Origin of the sequence: Shewanella sp. TB7-MNA-CIBAN-0143, from assembly GCF_040310065.1 — a bacterium.
GTDB lineage: Bacteria > Pseudomonadota > Gammaproteobacteria > Enterobacterales > Shewanellaceae > Shewanella.
In genome coordinates this window covers 103,704-128,405 of sequence record NZ_JBEOPL010000001.1, presented here as the reverse complement: position 1 = coordinate 128,405, position 24,702 = coordinate 103,704, and the positions used below count along the sequence as shown (strand labels likewise).

The 24,702-nt window shown below is 44.1% G+C and carries 17 protein-coding genes and 1 riboswitch; of the genes, 4 read left to right on the top strand and 13 right to left on the bottom strand.

What is annotated here, in order from left to right; all coding sequences use genetic code 11:
- Position 1 precedes the first annotated feature (1 nt).
- The 3 genes from AAEY97_RS00520 to AAEY97_RS00510 form a co-directional block, all read right to left on the bottom strand.
- Positions 2-1,108, bottom strand: a complete 1,107-nt coding sequence (locus tag AAEY97_RS00520) for a FecCD family ABC transporter permease (protein ID WP_350995768.1) — start codon at positions 1,106-1,108, stop codon at positions 2-4.
- Positions 1,101-1,910, bottom strand: a complete 810-nt coding sequence (locus AAEY97_RS00515; protein ID WP_182745232.1) for an ABC transporter ATP-binding protein — start codon at positions 1,908-1,910, stop codon at positions 1,101-1,103. Before AAEY97_RS00515 ends, AAEY97_RS00520 begins: the two co-directional genes overlap by 8 nt.
- Positions 1,911-1,989: 79 nt before the next feature.
- Positions 1,990-2,110: riboswitch (cobalamin riboswitch) on the bottom strand.
- 182 nt (positions 2,111-2,292) lie between these two features.
- Positions 2,293-3,036, bottom strand: coding sequence for a histidine phosphatase family protein (locus tag AAEY97_RS00510; RefSeq protein WP_350995764.1), 744 nt, complete (start codon positions 3,034-3,036; stop codon positions 2,293-2,295).
- A gap of 283 nt (positions 3,037-3,319) precedes the next feature.
- Between AAEY97_RS00510 and metH the strand changes: the two genes are divergently transcribed.
- Positions 3,320-7,036 carry a methionine synthase gene (metH, locus tag AAEY97_RS00505; RefSeq protein WP_350995761.1) on the top strand — a complete coding sequence of 1,239 codons (3,717 nt, stop codon included), beginning with the start codon at positions 3,320-3,322 and terminating at the stop codon, positions 7,034-7,036.
- Between the two features lie 337 nt (positions 7,037-7,373).
- On the opposite strand, the gene AAEY97_RS00500 is transcribed toward metH, so the two are convergent.
- From AAEY97_RS00500 to AAEY97_RS00470, 7 genes are all read right to left on the bottom strand, one after another.
- Entirely contained in the window at positions 7,374-7,820 is a 447-nt protein-coding gene (locus tag AAEY97_RS00500) for a DUF3465 domain-containing protein (protein ID WP_350995758.1), read from the bottom strand.
- A 93-nt stretch (positions 7,821-7,913) separates the two neighbouring features.
- Positions 7,914-8,336 (bottom strand): thioredoxin TrxC, encoded by a 423-nt coding sequence (gene trxC, locus AAEY97_RS00495; protein ID WP_350995755.1) that lies wholly within the window; start codon positions 8,334-8,336, stop codon positions 7,914-7,916.
- 514 nt (positions 8,337-8,850) lie between these two features.
- Positions 8,851-9,282, bottom strand: coding sequence for a WapI family immunity protein (locus AAEY97_RS00490; RefSeq protein ID WP_350977837.1), 432 nt, complete (start codon positions 9,280-9,282; stop codon positions 8,851-8,853).
- A gap of 816 nt (positions 9,283-10,098) precedes the next feature.
- Positions 10,099-11,802 carry an amidase gene (locus tag AAEY97_RS00485; protein ID WP_350995752.1) on the bottom strand — a complete coding sequence of 568 codons (1,704 nt, stop codon included), beginning with the start codon at positions 11,800-11,802 and terminating at the stop codon, positions 10,099-10,101.
- A gap of 95 nt (positions 11,803-11,897) precedes the next feature.
- Positions 11,898-13,010 carry an agmatine deiminase gene (aguA, locus tag AAEY97_RS00480; protein ID WP_350995749.1) on the bottom strand — a complete coding sequence of 371 codons (1,113 nt, stop codon included), beginning with the start codon at positions 13,008-13,010 and terminating at the stop codon, positions 11,898-11,900.
- A 697-nt stretch (positions 13,011-13,707) separates the two neighbouring features.
- Positions 13,708-14,994, bottom strand: coding sequence for an acetyl-CoA hydrolase/transferase family protein (locus AAEY97_RS00475; RefSeq protein ID WP_350995746.1), 1,287 nt, complete (start codon positions 14,992-14,994; stop codon positions 13,708-13,710).
- A 360-nt stretch (positions 14,995-15,354) separates the two neighbouring features.
- Complete coding sequence (locus tag AAEY97_RS00470) at positions 15,355-16,983, bottom strand: methyl-accepting chemotaxis protein (RefSeq protein ID WP_192115729.1); 1,629 nt, start codon at positions 16,981-16,983, stop codon at positions 15,355-15,357.
- Between the two features lie 908 nt (positions 16,984-17,891).
- Here AAEY97_RS00470 and AAEY97_RS00465 point away from each other — a divergent pair.
- The 3 genes from AAEY97_RS00465 to AAEY97_RS00455 are packed head-to-tail and all read left to right on the top strand — an operon-like array spanning position 17,892 to position 22,584.
- Positions 17,892-20,765 (top strand): xanthine dehydrogenase family protein molybdopterin-binding subunit, encoded by a 2,874-nt coding sequence (locus AAEY97_RS00465; RefSeq protein ID WP_350995743.1) that lies wholly within the window; start codon positions 17,892-17,894, stop codon positions 20,763-20,765.
- Positions 20,762-21,298, top strand: coding sequence for a (2Fe-2S)-binding protein (locus tag AAEY97_RS00460; RefSeq protein WP_350995740.1), 537 nt, complete (start codon positions 20,762-20,764; stop codon positions 21,296-21,298). The genes AAEY97_RS00465 and AAEY97_RS00460 overlap by 4 nt, the downstream gene beginning before the upstream one ends.
- Positions 21,295-22,584 carry a c-type cytochrome gene (locus tag AAEY97_RS00455; protein ID WP_350995737.1) on the top strand — a complete coding sequence of 430 codons (1,290 nt, stop codon included), beginning with the start codon at positions 21,295-21,297 and terminating at the stop codon, positions 22,582-22,584. The genes AAEY97_RS00460 and AAEY97_RS00455 overlap by 4 nt, the downstream gene beginning before the upstream one ends.
- Before the next feature lie 117 nt (positions 22,585-22,701).
- Here the strand turns inward: AAEY97_RS00455 and AAEY97_RS00450 are convergent, their stop codons facing one another.
- The 3 genes from AAEY97_RS00450 to AAEY97_RS00440 all read right to left on the bottom strand — a co-directional run bounded on the left by AAEY97_RS00450 (position 22,702) and on the right by AAEY97_RS00440 (position 24,660).
- Positions 22,702-23,190, bottom strand: a complete 489-nt coding sequence (locus AAEY97_RS00450; protein ID WP_162022454.1) for a hypothetical protein — start codon at positions 23,188-23,190, stop codon at positions 22,702-22,704.
- Between the two features lie 380 nt (positions 23,191-23,570).
- Positions 23,571-24,119: a type II secretion system protein gene (locus AAEY97_RS00445; protein ID WP_101085890.1), complete on the bottom strand. Its 549-nt coding sequence runs from the start codon at positions 24,117-24,119 to the stop codon at positions 23,571-23,573.
- A 190-nt stretch (positions 24,120-24,309) separates the two neighbouring features.
- Positions 24,310-24,660: a HopJ type III effector protein gene (locus AAEY97_RS00440; RefSeq protein WP_162022453.1), complete on the bottom strand. Its 351-nt coding sequence runs from the start codon at positions 24,658-24,660 to the stop codon at positions 24,310-24,312.
- Positions 24,661-24,702: the final 42 nt, after the last annotated feature.

The window sequence follows — 24,702 nt, the reverse complement described above, 5'->3', positions numbered from 1 at the left end:
TTTAACGGCGTTGACGCAAAATAAACAAGAAAAACACGCTGCCCAATGCAGCAGTAATAATGCCGACTGGCAATTCTTGGTTAAATAAAATGCATCGTGCTATCACGTCAATCCACACCATAAACAAGCCACCTAACATCGCGGTTAAGATCATCGGCTGACGTCCGGAAAATAATAGCCTAACGGTATGCGGGATCATCAAACCAACAAATCCAATGCCACCACAAGTTGCCACCAACATTGCCGTAATAAGCGAACACAGTAACAGCATACTTAAGCGCAATTTAGCGACATTTATTCCTAACGTATGAGCCGTTTCATCACCCGCTTGCAGCGCCATAATTTGCCGTCTAAATGCCAACATAATCAGTAAACTAACCCCTACCGTCACACTGGGTAATAGTAAATTAGACCAACTGGCTTTAGCAAAACTGCCTAAACTCCAAAACAGTACTGACGCCGCAGCTTGAGGGGTTGAAAAATACAACAGCAAGCTAGTCAATGCACCAAACAGAAACGACGTTGCTACACCAGACAGCAACATACGTTCAACTTGACTACTTCGACCAGGTCCCGACAAAATAAACACTACCAACACCGATAAACTGGCGCCGATGAATGCTCCTATCGGTATGCTTAATGTCGACCAAGACCACCAAGGTTGCGCGGTAAAGCTTGGCGCTATAGTCAATACACCAGAAAACATTTCGGCAAACAAACCGGTTTGACTGAATAACGACACCACCAGCACTGCACCAAATGACGCTCCGGAGCTAATGCCAAACAAATACGGGTCGGCTAACGGATTGCGGGTCACTGTTTGTAAAACACTGCCGGCTATAGATAACCCTGCGCCAGCCACAAAGGCCAACAAAATTCGCGGTAAGCGTAATTCAAGCACAATACGTTGGGTTATCGTAACCGCATGTTCACTGCCTTCAATCGCACTCGGCATGTTGCCGCCTAATAAGGTATTAAATATCATTAATACGTCATTAAGATGAATGTTAGCCGCCCCAAAACTGGCGGCAAATACCGGGGTAAGCAGGGTAGCCAATACCAACAGACTGAAACAAACGTAATACCGACGTTGCGATGCATCAATCATGATCGGGGCATCCTTTATGGCTGGGTTGGTAACCATAAAAATAACTGATCAGCGGCTTACCGTGTTGTGGGTGAAGATTAATGTCGCAGCACACACCAAACACGTCACTAATTTGTCGCTCGGTTAGCACTTCTGTTGGGGTACCTTTAGCAATTAATCGTCCTTGGTCGAGTAGCAGTAATTTATCGCACATTGCACTGGCTAAATTCAGATCGTGTATAGAAGCAATAACACTGATGCCTAAAGATGCAACAAGTTCAAGAATTTGAATTTGATAACGAATATCTAAGTGATTGGTCGGTTCATCTAAAATAAGAATATGCGGCTGTTGCACAATGGCGCGGGCAATTAGGGCACGTTGTTTTTCACCGCCAGATAACAGTTCATATTGTTGCTGAGCTTTTTGCTGTAATCCAACTTTGGTTAAGGCACTCACCACACGTTCACGGTCTTGGGCTGTGTTTGAGTCAAACAAGCCTTTATGCGGAGTAAGCCCCATCGACACTAATTGCTCGGTGGTCATGTCAAAATAATGCGGGGTATCTTGTTGCACCACAGCAATATTCTGCGCTAACAACTTAGAGGAATACTCACTGATGGGTTTAGAAAATATCTCAATATCGCCGCTGGTCGGCACAATATAGCGATATAAGCAGCGTAACAGGCTCGACTTGCCTGCGCCATTGGGACCAATTAGTCCTAGCATCTGGCCTTTAGGCAAACTGAAATGAATGTCCGCAAGAATCGTTTTATTATCGACTTGCCAAAAAAGATGATTTACATCTAATACAGATTCAGACATGAAAGTTAGCCCGCCATGTCCAATTAATTAACACAAACATCTATTTAATAACTCCCCTAAGTCACCCGCTTAGGCATGGATATTGAGGCGATTCAAAGCTGGTATCTGACTTATGTCCCCATATTCGATGGGTACATCTACAGTTGCGGGTACAGTTTGGGCTTATCCCAATTCCCAATACCTTGAAAGGCACTATGGTTTCGACGCAGATTATTACGACAATTATGACGCAAATAACTATTCAAATAACGGCGCTGATAACTATGCAAATTGTGACACTAATGACTACGCACGTTATGGCGCAGATTATTATGCAAATTATTACGCAAATTATGGCGCAAAAATAATGACACTATGGTTATAACGCTCAGCCAATGAAGTGTTACGGCCAATGTAATGTAAAGCTCACTTCAGCGGTATTGCTATTCATTGCTGTCGCTTGAAAAGCGTCAACCTTATCAACATCATCAGGCCAATAGACATCGAGCACCATAATAGCAGCATAGGGGATCGCTAGGTTAGCGAATAATCCGCTAGATTGGCCAACCTTAAGCACATAGCCCATTAAGCAACGCATCACCCCACCGTGAGTAACCACTAACGCATGGGGACAATCGACAGCTTGAGCAGTTTGCGGCAAGCTTTGCCCTTGTTGTTCGTCGATAGACAGTAAACAAGAGTGCTGCTGATGACGTGAGCGCCACAGTTCATTAACCACGCTCATGAGCCCGGCTTCTACTCGCGCAGCAAAATCGCTTACCGACTCGGCTTTATCAGGCGTGCTATCAGCCAACCATGGGTTATGCCAGTAAGCATCAAATTTACCTGGGTTTTGCTGATAAATTGCATCAAACGATTGCCCATCCCAGACACCAAAATCAATTTCTTGCAGTGCTGGTATCGTCGTTAACGGTAATGTTAATCGCTGCGTTAAAGGCTGGCTGAATTGCTGACACCGTTGCAATGGCGAACTAAACACATGGCTAATTGGATATTGCAGTTCAGCAAACGCTTGCTGCATTTGGGCCATTCCAGTGTCGGTGAGCTTTACATCGGTTTGGCCGCGAAATATTGCCCCACCTTCGCATTCTCCATGGCGCATTAATATTATCTTGGCTTGTTTCATTTAATTCAGCCTTGCTCTAGTGATAAAAATTCGCGTACTATGGACGTCTATACGTTTATATGTCTAAAATACTATCTTAAAAGATAATCATTTAGAAGATAATCATTGTACGCAGTAATTGTCCAAGGCAATTGCCTGCAACGGTTAAAGCAACCGTTGTGTATAACTGTTATTTACAACACTTGTGCACAGCAATGATGTTATCGCCCTACTATTGTAAAAATAAGGGTATGCTTATCTCAATCAAGGTATCAAGCAACATAGTGATAAAAAGGTAACTGTTATGGCGAAATCGACTTCTTACAGTCAAACACTTAAACAACTTAATGCATTGTTAGCGCAGCGTATTGTGATTTTAGATGGCGCCATGGGCACCATGATCCAAGACTATAAGTTGGAAGAAGAAGATTATCGTGGCGAGCGTTTTAAAGATTGGCATTGCGATGTTAAAGGCAACAACGACTTATTAGTACTCAGCCAACCGCAAATCATTAAAGATATTCATACTCAGTACCTGCTAAACGGTGCCGACATTATTGAAACTAACACCTTTAACGCCACCACCATTGCCATGGCCGACTACGACATGCAGTCGCTGGCCGCTGAAATTAACCTTGCTGGCGCCCGAGTCGCCCGCCAAGCTGCCGACGAAGTGGCAGCGCAAACAGGTTCACCACGTTATGTGGCCGGTGTATTAGGCCCAACCAACCGTACTTGCTCTATCAGTCCAGACGTTAACGACCCAGGGTTTCGTAATGTCAGTTTCGACCAATTAGTCGACGCTTATGTAGAATCCACCAGCGCCTTAATTGAAGGTGGCGCCGATATCATTATGGTTGAAACCATTTTTGATACTTTAAACGCCAAAGCCGCCCTATTTGCGATTGAAAAAGTATTCGATCAACTTGGCGATCGCCTACCCGTTATGATCTCTGGCACTATTACCGACGCCTCTGGTCGTACATTAACCGGCCAAACCACCGAAGCGTTTTATAACTCTTTGCGCCATATCAAACCGTTATCGATTGGCCTTAACTGCGCCCTAGGACCAAAAGAGCTGCGCCCGTACGTTGAAGAATTGTCACGTATTGCCGAATGTTATGTCTCTGCCCACCCAAATGCTGGCTTACCCAACGAATTTGGTGGCTACGATGAAACCCCAGAAGAAATGGCCGAAGTCATTAATCAATGGGCGCAAGAAGGCATGCTCAACATTGTCGGCGGTTGTTGTGGCAGCACACCCGCACACATTAGTGCTATTCGTGAAGCGGTGCTCAGACACGAACCAAGACAGATACCAGATATACCTGTGGCGTGTCGTTTATCGGGCCTAGAGCCACTCACCATCGACAAAAACTCGTTATTTGTTAACGTCGGTGAGCGCGCTAACGTGACCGGTTCGGCTAAGTTTTTACGCTTAATTAAAGAAGAAAAGTTTGAAGAAGCCTTAGATGTCGTGCGCGAGCAGGTTGAAAATGGCGCGCAAATTATCGACGTCAACATGGACGAAGGTATGCTTGATGGCGTGGCGTCAATGGCGAAGTTTTTAAACTTAATCGCCTCTGAGCCCGACATCTCCCGCGTGCCCATCATGATTGACTCATCAAAGTGGGAAGTGATTGAAGCTGGGCTTAAATGCGTTCAAGGCAAGTCGATTGTTAACTCTATTTCGATGAAAGAAGGCGAAGCCAAATTTATTGAACAAGCCACCTTAGTAAAACGCTATGGTGCGGCAGCCATTATAATGGCCTTTGACGAAGACGGCCAAGCCGATACACGTGAGCGTAAAACCCAAATCTGTACCCGTGCTTATCGCATTTTGGTTGATGTTGTTGGCTTTCCACCAGAAGACATTATTTTTGACCCTAACATTTTCGCCATTGCCACCGGTATTGATGAACACGACAACTATGCAGTCGACTTTATCGAATCGATAAAAGACATCAAAGCCACCTTGCCACACGCAATGATCTCAGGCGGCGTGTCTAACGTGTCATTCTCGTTCCGCGGTAACAACCCAGTACGCGAAGCCATTCACGCGGTGTTTTTATACCATGCCATTCAAGCCGGCATGGACATGGGTATTGTTAACGCTGGTCAGTTAGCCATATACGATGATATTGAACCAGAGCTCAAAAAACGGGTTGAAAACGTAGTTCAAAACTTACCATGTCCGGTGGCCGACTCAAACAACACCGAGCAGCTACTCGACATCGCTGAAAGCTTTAGAGGCGATGGCTCACAAGTGGCCAAAAAGGAAGATTTAGCCTGGCGCAGTTGGCCGGTATCCAAACGTTTGTCACACGCATTGGTTAAAGGCATTACCGAATTTATTGATGAAGACACCGAAGCTGCTCGTCAAGAAGCCGTGCGCCCGCTCGATGTTATTGAAGGACCGCTGATGGATGGCATGAACGTGGTCGGCGACTTATTTGGTGCTGGCAAAATGTTCTTACCGCAAGTGGTCAAATCGGCACGAGTAATGAAAAAAGCCGTCGCTTACCTAAACCCATATATTGAGCTTGAAAAGGTTGCTGGCCAGTCAAACGGCCGAATTTTAATGGTCACCGTAAAAGGTGATGTGCATGACATCGGTAAAAATATTGTTGGAGTAGTACTTGCCTGTAACGGCTACGAAGTGGTCGATCTTGGGGTCATGGTATCGGTCGATAAAATTCTCGATGCAGTAAAAGAGCATAATATCGACATCATCGGCATGTCAGGTTTAATCACGCCAAGCTTGGATGAAATGGTTCACAACGTGAAAACCTTCCACCGTGAAGGCTTAACCATCCCTGCTATTATCGGTGGTGCAACCTGCTCTAAAATTCATACTGCAGTAAAAATAGCACCGCATTACCCACACGGCGCAATTTACATTGCCGATGCATCTCGCGCTGTACCTATGGTGTCTAAGCTGATTAATAACGCCACTCGCCAAGCAACCATCGACGAAGCCTACGCAGAATACGACATGATGCGTGAAAAACGTTTGTCGCAAACCAAGCGTAAAACCATCGTGTCGATTGAAGCCGCGCGTGACAATCGCTGTAAACACGACTGGGAAAACTACACCCCATTTACGCCTAATGTATTAGGTCGCCAGGTGTTTGATGACTATCCATTAGAAGACCTAGTCGAACGTATCGATTGGACACCGTTCTTTAGAAGCTGGGAACTGCACGGTCATTACCCTGAAATTTTAAAAGACAAAGTCGTTGGTGAAGAAGCGGTTAAATTATTTGCCGACGGCCAAGCCATGCTGAAACAAATTATTGCTGAAAAGTGGCTTACCGCCAAAGCCGTGATCGGTTTATTCCCAGCCAATACCGTCAACCATGACGACATTGAACTGTATACCGATGAAAGCCGCACCACATTGGAAATGACCACCCATCATTTACGTATGCAGCTTGAACGCGTGGGTAACGATAACTTCTGTTTATCAGACTTTGTTGCACCAAAAGATTCAGGCGTTGCTGATTACATGGGCGGTTTTGCGGTAACGACTGGACACGGGATTGATGAACATGTTGCCCGTTTTGAAGCCAATCACGATGACTACAACGCGATTATGCTCAAATGCTTAGCCGACCGTTTAGCCGAAGCTTTTGCCGAGCGCATGCACGAACGTGTTCGTAAAGAGTTTTGGGGTTATGCCGCAGATGAAGTGCTCGACAACGAAGCGCTAATTCGCGAACGTTATAAAGGCATTCGCCCAGCGCCAGGTTATCCAGCATGCCCAGACCACACTGAAAAAGGTTTGTTATGGGATTTACTCAAACCCGATGAAACGATTGATTTGAACATCACCGAAAGCTTTGCCATGTACCCAACGGCAGCGGTATCTGGCTGGTACTTTGCCCATCCAAAATCTCGCTATTTTGGCGTGACCAATATTGGTAAAGATCAGGTAGAAGATTATGCCCAGCGCAAAGGCATGACGTTGGCAGAAGCAGAGAAATGGTTGTCACCGATATTGGACTATGATCCCGAATAGATTTATTTCGAATAGAATGAGATCAAGAGTAGAAAGAGATCCTGAATAGAGAGAGACCCAGAGTAGATAGTGCTTCTGAATAAAGAGTGCTTCTGAATAAAAAGTGAACCTGAAAAAAGGGTAACCTTGAGTCATCACGGTTACTTTTTTTTATGTCCAAACTTCGTTTGGATTTTGGTCAAAAGGCTCCATACTGCACGGGTCTGCGACCACCAACCTCGCAGTATTTCTGCCCACACCAGACCAAGAGAAAGCCAAAGGTGCCTCACTCATGGATCACTGAACCAGATTGTTGCCCGAGGACTTTGGCTTGTTTGGATACTATTAAAGCTGCGGTTTATTGATAAGTGCTGCCATTGTGTTTTAGCCAGCCGCTTTGGTGTTGTCCGCGAGGATCGTGATGAGTCCAATGGATGACCCCACCTTTGTTATTAAATTCGTAAACACCGTAAAACGCGACGGTATCGCCGACATTTAAGTTATCTATGCGAGGGGCTAAATCAATATTATGGGCGACTAATAATGTGTTGCCACTGGCTATTTTTAGAATAAATCGTTGGTGGCGGCTGCCTTTCAGATCGTCAGCAAGTATTTTTATTACATACCCTGAACCACCAATTTGAACATTACTCTGCTTATTCTCAATGGCATTTTGTAACTCACTATCACTGCCAACGATATAACCAGCATAAACGTTTTGTACAATTTGAGTGGTTTGAACCTTTCTGTCTAAAAAGACAAATATCGCAAGGCCGAGTAAGCAGATAACTAAGATTTTTTTCATGTTTATCAAATCCTTTTAAACAACAGAAAAATAAAGCTAAGCAAAAACGCGATATATAATCGCGTTTTTAATGAGTAATCTAATGTCCAAAATCTATTTAATCGATTCAAGCCATTGGTTGAATGATGATGCAGACAAGGCACCTGATTGCTGAGCCATAACCTTACCTTGCTTAAATACCATCAGAGTTGGGATCGAACGAATATTAAATTGGGCAGCAAGGGCTTGTTGCTCTTCGGTGTTGAGCTTGCCGAAACGGAATTTGGGCTCCCACTTTTTAGCTGCTTGAGTAAATACCGGCGCAAAGTTTTTACACGGACCGCACCAGCTAGCCCAAAAGTCGACGACCAGCGGTAATTCTGATTTATTAGCATGGTGGCTAAAATTGACGGCTGTTAGCTCTATCGGTTCACCAACGAATAGGCTTTGTTTACACTTTCCGCAAGTTGGTTGTTGTTCAAGACGTTCTTCAGGTACGCGATTTAAGGTATCGCAATGGGGGCAAGCTATTATCATGATTAGACCTCATCAACTTCATTATCGAGACTCTTTAATCATAAACCTTGTTGGTGTGTTAAACGAATAATCGATGGTATTTTTTATCATATTATGGCCTGCGGGCACCAACGTCGTGGCGCTTCACCCACACCAGAGCAAAGGGGTAAAGCACTTGTACCCCTTTGCAAACCCTCAGCGTTCCGGCAACTTTTTCGCTTTTTAACCAAACAATAGCAGCGAAAAATTGCGACGGAAATTAATCCAGCTTTGAACCTCGTTTGTAATCGGCCTCGGCCTTACTCGAAAATGCTAACGCTTTCGATGGTACATCCTGTACCGCGAAAGCTAGCAGGCCATCCATGGCCAGCTCACGCTATTTTCTTCAACGGCCTCAAGTTCATTGTTGAATTCAAGCTTTTGCAAGCGTTACTAACTCGTTTGTGGACAGAAGCTTGTTAGTGCCCAAGCACTAACACTCACTCTTCGCATTATGATAAGTATGGTGAATTTAGGTTAACGCCATAGTATTTTGTTATAAAGCTCGTACGGGAAAGCCTTCTAAAATCTCATCTAGGTCTTCGATAATAGATTGGAGATAGGTTTGATCAAATCCTGTAGAGAACTTAAGTTTGTTTCCAACACCAACACTGTCCATGCAATTACCCTCTAATTCAATTCCACCTCTTCCATTCCCGGTTAGCTTGATTTCAAGCTGCCCCTCAAGACTGTCGAATGTAGCTGTACCTTTTAGGCAAGCATAGAGCTTTTGTACTTCTTTAGAGAACTTAACAAAATCATAGGTTTGAAAACTGGCAGGGAATTTACCACTGAAGCTTCCAAATGAAACACTAACAGAGCAAATAAGCCAGTTATCATCAAAAGACTCACTGCTTGGAGAATGTTGATACTGTTCTACAGTGATCTCAACTTGCTCATTTGGAGAACAACCGATGGATAAACTCATACGTTCCTTGTGCTTTATAACGTTTTAGTATTTATGCGTTGCGGTGTTTGCAAGGCATAAATCGCTGGTTGGACTTAGTCGATGCCACATCCATATTAATCAACGTATGATGCTATAGGAATTTACTTTTTTACGGTAGTGGTATTTTGTACAACCTTTCGGCTAATTGCCTGTTCTGATTACACCTTTCAAGATGGGGTTTATTGTATTTCATCTTTTTCTTTGCTCGGTTATTGCCTTGCGCCTGATATACCTTACTGACACGGAATGAGGCATAAATGATTTCCATACTTTGCTTGCAGTTGGCCTGATTCAACTCTGAATTGAGGACGTTGAAGAAAATAGCGTGAGCCTGACAGGACGTCAGGCTAGCTTTCGCGGTACAGGATGTACCATCGGAAGCGTTAGCATTTTCGAATAAGGCCGAGGCTGACTAAAAATAAAGTTAAAAGCTGGATCTACCCCATGGCGACCTTTTCGCTGTTTGAAAATGTTGCGGGGCGGCGGGGTGATCCAAGAGGGAACAGCCGTTGGTTTCCCTTTGCTCTGGTGTGGGTGAAGCGCCACGACGTTAGTGGCCGCTGGCCATAAAATCTAAAGAATAAAAAAAGAGCTGGATTCCGGCTCACAAGCATTACCGGAACGACAGTGGATTTGGTCCGTGCAGAGTGAAACTTGCGACTTTGATCTGGTGTGTATGATCCGCCCACTGGATATAGGGAAAATAAGTTAAAGATGTATCTACATTTGAGTTAAAAAACGGGATTGGTGCGCAGTAACCAATCCCGTTTTTCAATTTATAGTGCTTAGTGCTTATCAGCTAAGCGCAGGTGTGCGTGTAGGGATCAGGCGCTTGCTGCCTGTCGCTTCAAATGCACCCGCAAACTTGAGCAGGTTGTTGTCGTCATAAGCACGGCCTGCGAAAGTTAACCCTACTGGCATGCCAATATCGGCCATTGTCCCCATCGGCACAGTAACTGTTGGTACACCTAAGTGGCGAATAGCAAGATTGCCATTAGCAACCCAAACACCGTTGCTCCACGCAATGTCAGCTGAAGCAGGATTAATGTGCGCATCTGCTGGACCTACATCTGCCATGGTTGGGAACAGCACTGCATCAAGTTTGAGCTCGTCCATCCAGTCTTCCAGATCCAGCTTGCGCGTCTTCTCTAAGCCGCGCAGACCATCCGGTATGCTATCGATTTGGTTATACGACTTGAGACCTCTTTTGGCCATATTGACGTACTCATCCATGCCAGCTGCGAGGTCACCCTCACGGTTCGGCAAGGTGCCTAAGTCATGCGGGAAAATCAAATGCCCATTAACGTCAGCTAATTTATTCAGTTTAGGGTCGTTGTTAGCACGTAAGAATTCATCTAAAGCCCACCCCGATAGAGCCCATAGCTCATCCTCGAGAAACTCAGGCGTGACGATGCCGCGATTGAACACAGTCGGTGCACCAGGTCGGTCACCTTCGCAGTTGGAAACCAGCGGGAAGTCCACTTCTATGACCTCGGCTCCGGCAAATTCCAGCGCTTTGCGTGCGGCTTGCCAAAGGTCGATCACCGACGCACGAGTATTGATGCGCTGACCAGTCGGGCCGCCAATGCCTGGGTTTTCGCTAGTGCCAGCCAATTCGTCTTTATTAATGTACATGCGCGGCACCCCAAAACGCTTGCCTTTAAGCGTGTCGGCTTGAGCAGCAAGATCCAGATAAGATGCTGGACGCACGGTTGATGCTTTTGGGATCTCGATCCAAGGTTGCAGACGCCATAGGTCACCACGGGTGATAGGGTCGTCTGCCACGATAACATCAAGTACTTCGAGCATGTCTGCCATAGTGCGAGTGTAAGGCACTACAACATCCATCGTCGGTGTCAACGGCCAGTTGCCGCGCACAGAGATGACACCACGTGATGGAGTATATGCACACAGGCCGTTGTTTGATGCAGGACCACGACCGCTCGACCATGTCTCCTCAGCTAGGCCGAAAGCAGAATAACTTGCGGCGGTACCAGTACCTGCGCCATTGGAAGAACCAGAGGCAAAGGGAGCGGTAAGATAATTAGCGTTGTATGGACTTTCGGCGCGACCGTAATGACCGCGCTGCATACCACCATTGGCCATAGGTGGCATGTTGGTTTTACCTAAGCAAATGGCACCCGCTTCGCGCAGGCGCTCAACAGCAAATGCATCATATTGAGCAATTAAGTCCTTAAACGCTGGACTACCAGAAGCCGCAGTGAGCCCTTTAACTAAGTAGCTGTCCTTGGTAGTGTAAGGAATACCATCTAGTGGACTCAGCGTTTCACCGCGCGCTCGGCGCGCATCAGAAGCTTCAGCTTCCTTAATCGCATCTTGATTGTGAACCACCAGCGCATTCAGTTTAGTCTGTGTCGCTGGGCCGTCATAAACCTCAACCCGTGCTAGATAAGACTTCACTAGTTCAACCGCTGTGGTGCGACCGGATTCGAGGGCTGCACGCAGCTCGGCAATAGAAACCTCAGTGACTTCGAACATGTTACGACCTCTTCTTAAAAGCCAAAAGTATTGACAGTCAATTTTATTAAAACAATAGTGACATTAATGGTCATTGTGTTCTCGTTGGTTTTTACTTACAGACCAGAGGGGATCTGTTGGGTGATGCAATGGATGTTACCACCACCTAATAAAATCTCACGGGCAGGCACACCGACAATGTCATACTCAGGGAAAATTTCTTGCAATTTTTGAGCTGCAATATCGTCAGTTGCTGGGTCGAGTAGTGGGAACACAATGCGATTGTTGGTAATCAAAAAGTTCGCATAAGAACCCGCTAAGCGTTCACCCGCGGTGCGTGGAACACCTGTACCCTCCACTACGCCTTGCGCTTCTTCTTCAGTGCAATACAAAGGACCAGGCTGTGGTATTAGATGAACTGTTAACTTACGCCCTTGTGCATCAACGGTATTTTGCAAAATATCCAAAGCGGCTTTTGAACGAGGATACTGTGGATCGGTTTGATCATCAGTCCAGTGTAAAACCACTTCGCCTGGGCGAGCAAAACAGCATATATTATCAATGTGTCCGTCGGTCTCATCCATGAATACGCCGTCTGGCAACCAGATAAACTGCTGCACATTTAAATATTCAGCCAGTAATGCTTCTATCTGTTCACGAGTCAAATTTGGGTTGCGGTTGCTGTTAAGTAAACATTCAGCCGTGGTCATGCAGGTGCCTTCACCATCGACATGAATTGAACCACCTTCAAGAATAAGCGGAGCCTGATAACGCTCAAAACCATGCTGCGTAAGCATTTGTTGCGCGACTTGCTCGTCCTTATCCCATGGTGAATACAAACCACCGTTATCACCGCCCCAGGCATTAAAGCCCCAGTCAACACCTCGGCATTCGCCCTTGGCATTGACCACTACAGTAGGACCTGTATCACGAGCCCAGCAATCGTTGCTATCTATTTCGACCAACGTAACGTGAGAAGGCATAACCGTTTTGGCCTCTGCCAAAAACGCCTTAGGTACCCCCATGTAAACTGGGGTAACAGCACCAATGGCATCGGCCACTTTAGCAAAGGTTGCCTGAGCATAAGCCCCTGCAGAGCGCCAGTTGTCAGGACGATATGGCCAAATCATCCACACAGCTTGCTGCGCCGCCCATTCGGCGGGCATGCTAAAACCATCTTGAGATGGTTTAGTGGTTAACTGCGTGGCATCCACATTCACGTTTGTCATGAATTTTATCTCCAGTAATGCTTAAAAACGATAAGGGTGAGCGTCCTAACATAGGACGACAGAATAGAAATACACCTAACATTAATCAAATAAACAAATCGAAATAGCGTATTCATCACGCGGATAGCTAGGCCGAAATTGCCACGTCCTACTAGGTGAGTTTTAGCTTCGTTGAAATATGACTGTATATCATATCATTTAAGACTGCTTGCGCTAAATAGTTGTATGCATAGGATAGATAAGAATTTATATGATAAAATGCTTGTAAGTTTATTGCACATTAGATGAGTGAAATTACTTTAGGGCAGAAACGGAGTTAGTTTTCTCGACCAGGAAATGGACAAATTCAACTTTGAACTTTGAACTTGAGGACGTTGAAGACTCTTTAAAAAGAATCCATCAGCCTTTCATGCATATCTGACCTATATTGATATTGGAAATGTCATAATGATGTCGGCAACATCATTGACCATGTGCTTCAAGGCATCCAGCCTATCAGATTGCTAATTCTTTTATAAACAGTAAAGAAGGGATGGCTGTTGATCCCCTCTTGGCCCGTGCAGGGTGGAACCTTGCGATCGACTCTTGTTTCTAAAATTGATGTGGCCGCAGGCCATAAAATCTAAACAATAAAAGAAGAACTGGATTCCGGCTGATAAGCATTACCGGAATGACAAGATTCATAAATCAACAATGATTAAACCTTAAGTCGCCACATATCAAAAGCTTCTTGGCAAAGCTGTTCTCTAAACTTAGGGTGGGCAATGTCGATAAGCGCACGGGCTCGTTCTCGTAACGATTTACCGCGTAAATAAGCGGTTCCATACTCAGTAACAATACAGTGTACATGCGCACGGGTGGTTACCACGCCTGCGCCTGGCGATAAAACGGTGGCAATCCGCGACACGGAGCCATTAGCCGCAGTACTGGGTAATGCGATAACAGAACGACCACCTTCAGAAAGCCCCGCGCCGCGTATAAAGTCCATCTGACCGCCAACACCTGAGTATATTTGAGTACCCAATGAATCAGCACAAACTTGCCCTGAAATATCGACCTGCAGTGCTGAGTTTATCGACATCACATTAGGGTTTTTACGGATAATAGCCGTGTCATTAACCTGCTCAATATCCATGAATATTACCGATGGGTTGTCATCAACAAAATCATAAAGTCGTTGGCTACCTAATGCAAAGCCTGTCACTGTCTTGCCGGGATAGACTTTCTTACGGCTATTATTGATCACGCCAAGCTCGACCAAATTAAGCACGCCATCAGAAAATAACTCAGTGTGAACGCCTAAATCTTTATGTTCGGTTAAGCACGCCAGCACGGCATCTGGAATAGCGCCAATGCCCATTTGTAAGCAAGCGCCATCAAGTACCAATTTGGCCACATTCTGGCCGATGGCCAAGCTTATCGCATCACTTGGGGCGAATAGGTGTTGTGGTAGCGGCATGCTCTGCTCATACACGGCAGCGAACTTATTGTAATGAATAAAACCGTCACCATGGGTGCGAGGCATCATGGGGTTAATGTGAGCAATGATTTTTCCCGCCATTTGGCAGGCTGCTAAGGTTGCCTCAACCGATATGCCTAAAGAACAGATACCATGTTTATCTGGCGGGGAAACTTGAACGATGGCGGTGTCGATATGCTGTTCGCCGGAACGAAACAACTTGGGCACCTCAGAGAGAAAAATTGGCACATAATCGGCATCACCTTGTTGTAGCAGTGACCTAGTGGGTGAACCGGTAAAAAAGCAACGATGACGAAGATGATCCTTTAAACGGGGATCACTTAGCGATTCAGCCCCCTCGGTATGCAACTGCAATAATGTTAAACCATGCTTTGTTAACGCATGTTGGGCTAATGCATCTAGCAGTAATTTTGGCGTTGCCCCCATCGAATGAGTCCACAAGGTTTCACCGTTTTCAATTAAGGATACGGCCTCTAAAGCACTGCTACAAATAATTGGTTTCATTAATATTACTCAAGGTAATTAAGCTATTTGTAGTGTAAGCGGTAAATTACCCCTTTAATAGTGTTGACGATGGTAACGTTGAACTAGCACAAAATAGTGGAGAAATTGAGACATATAGGACGTTAATTGATAATAAGTGATGTCTAACTTACGGCTGCTTCAGTTAATCAAAACGACTCTTTAACGCCAATCACAATATAGCCGCCGTTATGCTCAAAAGGATAAAAAACCAACATAATTAAAGGGAATTATATAACACTGCCCTCGCTAGCTTTTTAGCCATACAGGTTGTGCGGATAAATTAACTGAGAGATTGCGAGGAAGGGCTGAAGTTTAACTCAGCCCTCATCAATAAAAACGTTAGGCTATTTTAAATGTCGCCACTTGACGTTGCATTGAACGAGCCAGTGATTGTAAGTCGTTGACAGAATGGGTGAGTTTTTCAGTCGCCGCTGATGAGGCTTTAGTAATATCATTTATTGCGATGATACTTTTATTGATGCTCTCAGCCACATAGGATTGTTCTTCTGCAGCGGTAGCTATTTGGGTATTAAGCTCATTGATACTGTCGACCGAAGTGACAATTTCACTTAGCACAACACCTGCACTACTCGTTTTATCGTTGGCATTATTAACTAGAACCAAGCCCTCATCCATTGAAGAAACCGCAAGCACGACACTTTTTTGTAACCCGCCAATCATGGTTTCAATTTGCAGTGTTGAGTCTTGAGTACGCTTAGCTAGAGTACGAACTTCATCAGCAACAACAGCAAATCCTCGACCTTGTTCACCGGCTCTTGCTGCTTCAATGGCGGCGTTTAGGGCTAAAAGGTTAGTCTGCTCGGCAATACCTTTAATGACACTTAACACTTGACCAATGTTTTGACTTTCTTTAGCGAGATGAGATATCACCTCCGCCGTGGTGCCAATTTGATTAGATAACTGCGATATACTGTCGATTGAATTTCGAACAATAATATTACCATTTTCAGCATGATCATTAGCTTGTTTCGCCTGTTCAGCAGCAAAATTGGTACTTTGAACGACTTCAGCCACTGTTGCGGTCATTTCATTCATAGCCGTTGCGGTTTGTTCTGACTCATCTTGCTGCTGTATCATTCTATGGTTAGTGTCTTCTGTGAAACGCTGCAACTCTTCTGATGAAATATTGATGGTATTAGCGGCATCTGAAATTGATTCGATAATGCTTCTTAGATGGGTGATAACGCCTGTAAGGCTCGTTGAAATCATGCCTAATTCATCATCATTATAAGGAGTAAACACTTGGGTTAAATCTGAGTTTTGCTTGATGAGCTTTAGTTTCATCAAAATATCAGTCACAGGCCTCATCACACTGCGCAGCACCCAAATGGTTAACACGACACTGATAATGACGGCACAAAACGTAAAGAAAATAAACAACTTAACTGATGATTGGTATATATCTTGAGTTAATCGCCATTCATCGCCTGCTACTTTTATTTGCAATGACACTAATTCGGCTATTTTACCGCTAATGGGATCAATTACGCCGTATAAAGGCATAATATCATCGGTCAATTGACCTGAAATATTCCCCGACATGTTTTGCAGTTTATTGATAAGAAAATCAATTCTCTCATCCGCGGGACCAAACATATCATTGGCTTCAATACTAAGTTGGCTCTCTTTGGGTGTTAACGTAGTGGCTAAATATTTTTTCCACAGGGTATCAATATTACTTTTTGCACTCATTAAAGTCTCAGCAGCATCTTGAGCGGTTGAGCCGCCAGCATTGGCTTTGTTTATTGCATCAATGACTAAGACAGCATAGTCATCACCAATGATTTTTAAATCTTCTAATGGCACCACCCGATCAGAATAGATCCTCATCACTCCATCTTCGATTTTCCCCATCATATTGACAGCAATTCCACAAATTATGATGAGAATGGCTAATGGAATTAACGAACTAATGAGCATTTTTTGTTTAATTTTAAAATTCAGCATAAATCTACCACCAAGTAAAAATGAACTAACTACAAAAGCTCGATCAATCCTTGGAGGAACTTTACGATGAAAAACAATAACCAATGCAAATGTTACAATTATGTTATTGAGAATTTTAATATAATATAAAATATAACTCCAATCAAATATATAAATCACATTTTTATGCCTATACTCATCGATATATATGATTTTTTTCAGGGTATTAAAAATCTGTAAACTAAATTTTTTAAATAATGAGAAAACGATTCAACACGACAAAAATAAGTTGGAGAACTTAGAATCTTGGTCTTATAAAAAACACTTTGCAGATATGTGCAGCTAAATCAGCAACAAGCAGTTTACGTTAAAGTTAACTAGCAACCAAAAGCAACGATAAACACAAACAACTCGATAACTTTAAGCTTACAATTCAATATATTAGCTAAAATAAATAAAAAAATATAATTATCGTTATCGAGAATTTACTTTAACTGACTAAAATTAAATAATTACTTTGGATCGAGTCCAAGATATACAGTTAACGAGATCACCGATCGTTTACTATATAATTGATTAAATAGTAAAAATATATCAGCACATCTAAATGAATAAAATATTACTCGTGATGACTTTTTAATAATTTAAGTATAAACGAAACGGTTTTTATGAGACGTTCAATTACTCAATCATTTTATTCGCAGATTAAATCATCAAAAAGATGAATTATTCAACTTCACGGCAAGCAACCGAGAAACCCTATCACAATCGTAAATATGCATTCCTAAATCAGTATGTTACCGTACATACTGCTAATTTAGATTCAGCGCAATCAAAAATTATGCAATGACAATCAAGTGAATAAGCCTAAATCGGGCGACAATGAATAGGCCGTCTGATTTTCCCCTTTAGAATAACTGAGGTGAGATATGGATGTATCTAACGCGTCGAGACGGACCTTTATAAAACAATGTGTTATTGGCGGGGTCGCGGTATATTCCGCGCCTTTACTGTGGGAAATGAGTCGGGCCAATGCGTCCATCATTTCGCCTGAACTGGCTGCACAATGGCAAACTCAGGTTAGCGGCCAATCTAAACCCAAATTTCGTAACGACGGTATTGCTAAAGTCACCGGTCAAAAAGTTTATGGTCGTGACTACCGGGCAATGGACATGGCAGGCTGGCCAAAACAACAAGGCTACGCGTTTATCTTACGCGCTGCAGATGCATCCCATGTCTATCAAGGGTTCTCCCTCGACCACCTCCCAGCTTCAGCTAAGCCTTATAAAGTCATTACTGCAGCAGACCTTGCCCGCGACAAAGTTAAATTGCCTGAGTTTTACGGTGACAATATGTTATTGCCCGAGGGACAAACAGCAGATTATCTTGGTCATGCGGTAGCCATATTATTATTTGATAGTTTCCCTGCATTTAAACAAGCTAAGTCATTGTTGCAGTTCGACAATACCTTATTGCGCTTTGGTGAAAAAACGCCCTTTGTTTCAGACACTAAAGACCCTTATGCCAGCTGGCGTCTTATTCGGGTTGAAGGCGAAAATGGTGCCCGTGAAGATACTTATAGCCCACTACACGATGGACTATTTTTCCCCAGCGTTAAGCACCACAAACCGGTATGGTCAGGTGATGCTAATGCTCAAGGCTCGGTTTCTGAGCGCGGGCTGCATTATGCTGGCGAGATAGAAAAACAGATTGCGAGTGCCAAAGCAGATCAACAGTGGCAAGTATTAGAGCGCGAATATCGCACTCAAATCATCGATCCTATGATGATGGAGCCTGAGGCCTTTAATGGCTGGTTTGATGCCAGCAGCCAAACCTTTCATACCGTTATTACCTCTCAGTCGCCGCAAGACTTTCAAGAGATGGCCGTACACATGCTGTCATCTGGGCCATTGGCTGACAAAGTCAAAAATCTAGTAGTGCATTCTCCTTATATTGGTGGCGGTTTTGGCGCTAAAGATCACTCAATATTCCCGTATTATGGCGTGTTGGCAACCATTTACGCCAACGGTCCGGTTCGGTTAGCTAACGACCGCTTCGAGCAATTTCAATCCGGTCTTAAGCGTCATCCTTTCATCATGAAAAGTCGTTTAGCCGTTGATAAAGCAACCTTGAAAATTCAAGCGTTAACCTCACAGATGACAGTTGATGGCGGTGGTCGAGTTAATTTCAGCCCATCGGTCACCTCTGTTGGGGCGACGGCAATGCAAAGCATTTACTACACCCCACGTAACGATATTATCGCCACATCTTATGCGTCACGTAACCCTGATGCAGGCTCGATGCGCGGTTACGGTACATTGCAATCGATGACCGCAATGGAAGGCATGATCCACGAGATGGCCGCAGAGTTAAAGGTTGATCCCTTTAAGTTACGCGCGGCTAACGTGATGGAGTCAGGACAGCGTAATACTCAAGGTGCTATCCCTAATGGCACGCTTAGATACCGTGAAATGCTCGACATGGCCGAACTAGACCCTGTGTGGCAAAACCGTGCAGATAATAAAGCGCGTTATGAGGCTAAAAACCCAGGCATGCGTTACGGCGTTGGTTTTGGTATTGCGACGAAAGATTATGGTACCGGTGCTGCAGCACCAAGTGCGGCGGTTAGATTATCTAAAGACGGTAAAATAACCTTAGAAATTGGTTTTATCGAAATGGGTACTGGTACTCAAACGTCACAAGCCGTGGTAGTCAGCGAGTCATTAGGTAGTTTTGCTCATGAAGTGAAACTTGCTGAGATAGATATTTGGGATGCAATGCAATTAGTGCAAACCGACAATCCATACATTATTTCGCAGCAGCGCCAAGATGAAATGACGGCAAATCCACGTTGGACACCGGTTAAAGCCATGGCATCGTCGGCATCTATGTCGGCATATTATCAAAGCCATGTCACTCGTATTGCCGCCGATATTATTTATCGTCACGGACTCTGGCCTGCTGCGGTGTCTATTTGGAACGAGCTGTATTTCAACACCCCAATGGGCAAAACTAATCTCAATCACTCTCGTGACGGCCGCTGGACTGATGGCAAGCTTACCGCTATGGGATTCCCGCCGCTTTCAATCGACATTCTCGCTAAACGAGCCCACGATTTGGGCTTAGTGGTTGGCGTAATGGGTCATGCCTTTAACCGTTGGGCTTGGGCCGAAGCTGATTTTGAGATTTTCGGTACCAAAGAACGCATTGCACTGGATGCATTGGCACTGCAATACGGCGAGGGTGACAAGTATCATGGCAGCGCGGATCGCAAAGCCCGCATGAGTTCAAACGGCTATCACTTAATCGATCGTCAAGCGATGAGCTATCCTAAAGCCGAGCTGAATAACGCCATGGTGACTTACTACGCTCCATGCGCCACTTTAGTAGAAGTAGCCGTTAATGAAGGTAATGGCGAAGTCAGTTTATTGAGCTCTCATACCTGGTTAGAAGCCGGTAAAGTGATTGTGAATGAGTTAGTTGAAGGCCAAATTCAAGGCGGTCTTGCTATGGGAATTGGCCATGCATTGCATGAAGAATTACCCCCATTTGAAGCCGGCGCTGGTAATGGCACCTGGAATATCAATCGTTATAAGGTGCCGTTAGCGCGACATGTTGGTGTTTGGAGCCAGCGACATACTATTTTACCGCAGTTGTCCGAAACCGATCCTAGCCGCGGCATCGCCGAAGTGGTGATGATACCTGTTGTTTCCGCGCTGGTTGAAGCCGTTTACCAAGCTACCGCAGTGCGTTTTTACGAATTACCAATGACAGCGAAAAAAATCAAGGAGGCCATGGCATGAGCCAGTCAATTAAGTTAACCATAAATAACCAAGCTGTGGGCCCGATTGACGTTGGCGATGGCATCATGATGATTGAGTTTTTGCATGAGTATTTAAATCTCACCGGGACTAAATTTGGTTGCGGCGCGGGTGTATGTCATGCCTGTACGGTAATCGTCGATGACGAAAAAGGTATGAGCGAATCGGTTCGTACTTGCATCAATGGCGTCGAGCGTTTCAATGGCAAATCGATTCGCACTATTGAAGGTCATGCTAAGCAAAATGCCCAAGGTGAAATCACTGCACTTAGCCCTGTACAGCAAACATTTTTAGAACATTTCTCATTTCAATGTGGTTGGTGTACTTCAGGCTTTGTCAATGAATCGACTGCACTGATTGAACGACTAGAGCGTAAACCTATAGCCAAAGATCAAGTTGAGCAAGTCATTGAAGATGCCTTGGGCGAACACGTCTGTCGTTGTACGGGTTATGTAAAATACTATGCGGCGATCAAAGATTTGATCCTCAAGACAGAGGGGCTAACCCTGTCATGAAGCCATTATATCAATGTAACTTAAGCCGTTTAATAAAGGCGCAAAAACATCTCCGCCAAAATCTTTTACTCAGCTTAGGCCTAAGTTTAGGCTTGGGTTTGTTCGCCTGTTCCAGCAGCGCGGCTGATAAGGCGAGCAATAACGGTAGCGATATCGAACGAGGGGCTTATCTGATGAAGATAGGCGACTGTGTGGCTTGTCATACCGCGGTAGGCGGACGAGAGTTAACCGGTGGACTGCCGTTCGAAACCCCGTTTGGGGCGGTATTCTCAACCAATATCACCTCAGATAAAGATACCGGAATTGGCAAATACAGTTATGACGAATTTTTTGATGCCATGCATCACGGTGTCGGTATTAACGGTAATTTGTACCCCGCTATGCCCTACACGTCTTATAGCCTGTTAACCGATGAAGATACCAAAGCGATTTATGCCTACTTGATGAGCACCAAACCCATCAAGCAAGCTAATCTCGACAATGATGTCTCCTTCCCTTTTAACGTTCGATTTGGTCTCAAGGCGTGGAACTTAATCGCTCATGATGCTGAAAAATTTGCCCCCAAGAAAGACAAAAGTGAGCCCTGGAACCGAGGTAATTACTTAGTCAATGCGCTAGGCCATTGTGGTGAATGCCATACTCCTCGAGACAGCTTATTTGCCATGGAGCAGGATAAGCATTTTCAAGGCGCCGTTATCGAGGGCTTAGAAGCATCAGATATTACCCCTGCTGAACTTAACCGACAAAACTGGACTCATGACGATTTAAAGTCTCTGTTTACTGAAGGTTATTCTCGTAAAGGTACGGTATTTGGTGGCATGTATCCTGTGGTATACCACAGCTTTAGTCACTTAACCGATGCCGACATGCATGCAGTAAGCAGTTACTTACTTGATACTGACGAGACTGTAGAAGCCAAACCACTGACCTTTAACGGCCACCAGCGTGAATTACCAGGATATAACCTATACATGGGATATTGCGCTGGATGTCATGGTCAAAATGGTGAAGGTCGACCTAATGTTGCTCCGGCAATGGCCGGTAACGCTACATTAGATAAAGCCAGCCCGCACAATATCGTTGCGGTAATGCTTAAAGGTATAAAGAGCCAACATTACAATACCACCACCAGCTTTTATGCCATGCCTGGTTATGCCGATGAGTTAAGTGATGAACAGCTTAAAGACTTAAGCAATTATCTGCGCGTCACATGGAGTAATCAGCCAGGTGATGTAGATTTGAATACAATTAATGATTTAAAAGAAGTGATATTCGAACGCGATTAACCATTGTAGTCCGTTGTAGAATATCCGTTTATGTAAAAGCCGACATTTGGTCGGCTTTTTCGTTTCACTAACGATTAATGGCAAAACTAACGCCATAACAAGGTTTACCCAACGAGGTTACAACACATCGTTAAGGTCTTGTATTGCATCAATCACCATACCCGTACCAATGCTAATCAACAGCAAATCAGTACCAACACGGACAATCTTTTGTCCTTCTGGCGTACGACCTAGCTGAACAGTAAGCGCTGATGGTACATCGTAGTAAACAACATCAGCAGGTAACGAGTAGCCTTTTCGCCATTGCTTAGCACTGCCCGGTGGTTGGCAACGATTGTGTTTTTTGGCTAATCCTGGTGGACAATGCTTAGCATCACGGTTGGTATAATAGTAATTATTAACGATGACTTGGCGATCGTTACTAAAATAGGTCTGATAAGTTTCTTCCTGTTCGTGATCATGCTTCTTGTCATGCTTTTTTTCATGTTTTTCAGATTTATGTTTACCGCTATTACCATGCGAGTCGTTGTCTTTAGCAACGCTGTAACCGGAAGCACACACCATTAAGGTGCTGATAATGATGAGAGGTAGTATATGTCGATTCATAAAATGGATTCCTTTGCGATTAAATAGGCGCTTGTCATAATAGTTAACCAGCGATATGCCTGACCGTTAAAAAAACCAATACTATTAATATTACGGTTGATATGGGTGCAAAGGTAGTTGTATTGCGCTCTATTGTCGACACTAATCTATATTATTGTTAATTAATGTTCGCGTAGAATCGTTACTTTTGTTTCAATACCAATTGTGAAAACAACACCTTATTCGTTCCGCATAACCCCAGCAATATTTGATGTTTTAATCCTTATGACGTTACTCGTTAAGACTTTTTTATCGATGATAAAGGGACACAGAAAAGCAGCGAATATACAAAAAATTGATAAACAAGAGTGCGTTTGCCCCTTTAGATTTTAATAATACCGTTAACACCCAACGATTACCGTTGTGATGACAGGCTCTCCAGTACTCTGCCAGTGATACTGAAAGTAACAACTGGTTGCAATAACTTCGGCTGCAGTAGGCTCTGCAAGGGCAAGTGCACTTTTGGGGGCTGCAACAACAGCATAGCTGCTATTAGATGTAAAAATGCGATATGACCAATCATTCATTTCTAACCCAGCCGCTTTAAAGATTTCTGACGACGTTGTATAACCGGCATTAAAACCGCTACCACTAGTATTGGCCGCTGCGGCCCAAGGTTGGTAATGACTGCCTTTAACACCCGAGAATTCAACCGTATCTGTAAGCGCATTGCCAGAGGTTAATGTTTTTGTTTTAAATAACATCACTGCTGTTTTAATTGAGCCTGTGGCGCCTTTGATTGCTGCAATATGTGCATCTGTTTTTAAATTAATAAACTTAGGCGCTGCGACAACAGCCAATACGCCAAGAATAATAATGACAACGACAAGCTCTATAAGGGTGAAACCGGATTGACGAGAGGAAACGATACTGCGGTTAAGTTTGATCATATGATGAATGCCTCCTGATACAGTAAACAAACTGCTCAGCTAAAAATAGTTTACTTAAAACAATTACATGAGACGTTATTTTAACCTAAACACGAGCTTAAGTTATAGAGGCTTTCATCATAGTTTTGCGTATTGTATTGAGCCTTGTTGTATTGAGCCTTGTTGTATTAAGCCTTGTTTAGCACCTAGGTTATTTAGCCTTTAATGCCTGTTGCGAAAATAAAATACCATCCCAGCCATGTTGCATAAACTGACGAATATTTTGATGATCCGTCCCTTGCGGCGTCGCCACAACATCTCGGTAATGTTGGCCAAACATAGCCAAGGTTTGTTGCACCGTTAACTGATGAATTTGCCCAAACGCAAACACCTTACAAGAACCTGAATTTTCTCCAGCTTCATTAAGCTGATCACCATTTTTAAATGCACTTATCGTGAAGTCATACTGGCCATCAATGACAGCCATAGTCTCTTCAAAACGGATAGTATCTGCTTGCGATGTTAGCGATGAAATAAACGGGTTAATAGCCGTTGATGGCATAAAATTGGCCCTGCCCTAAGTTAAAGTTAAAGTTAAAGTTAA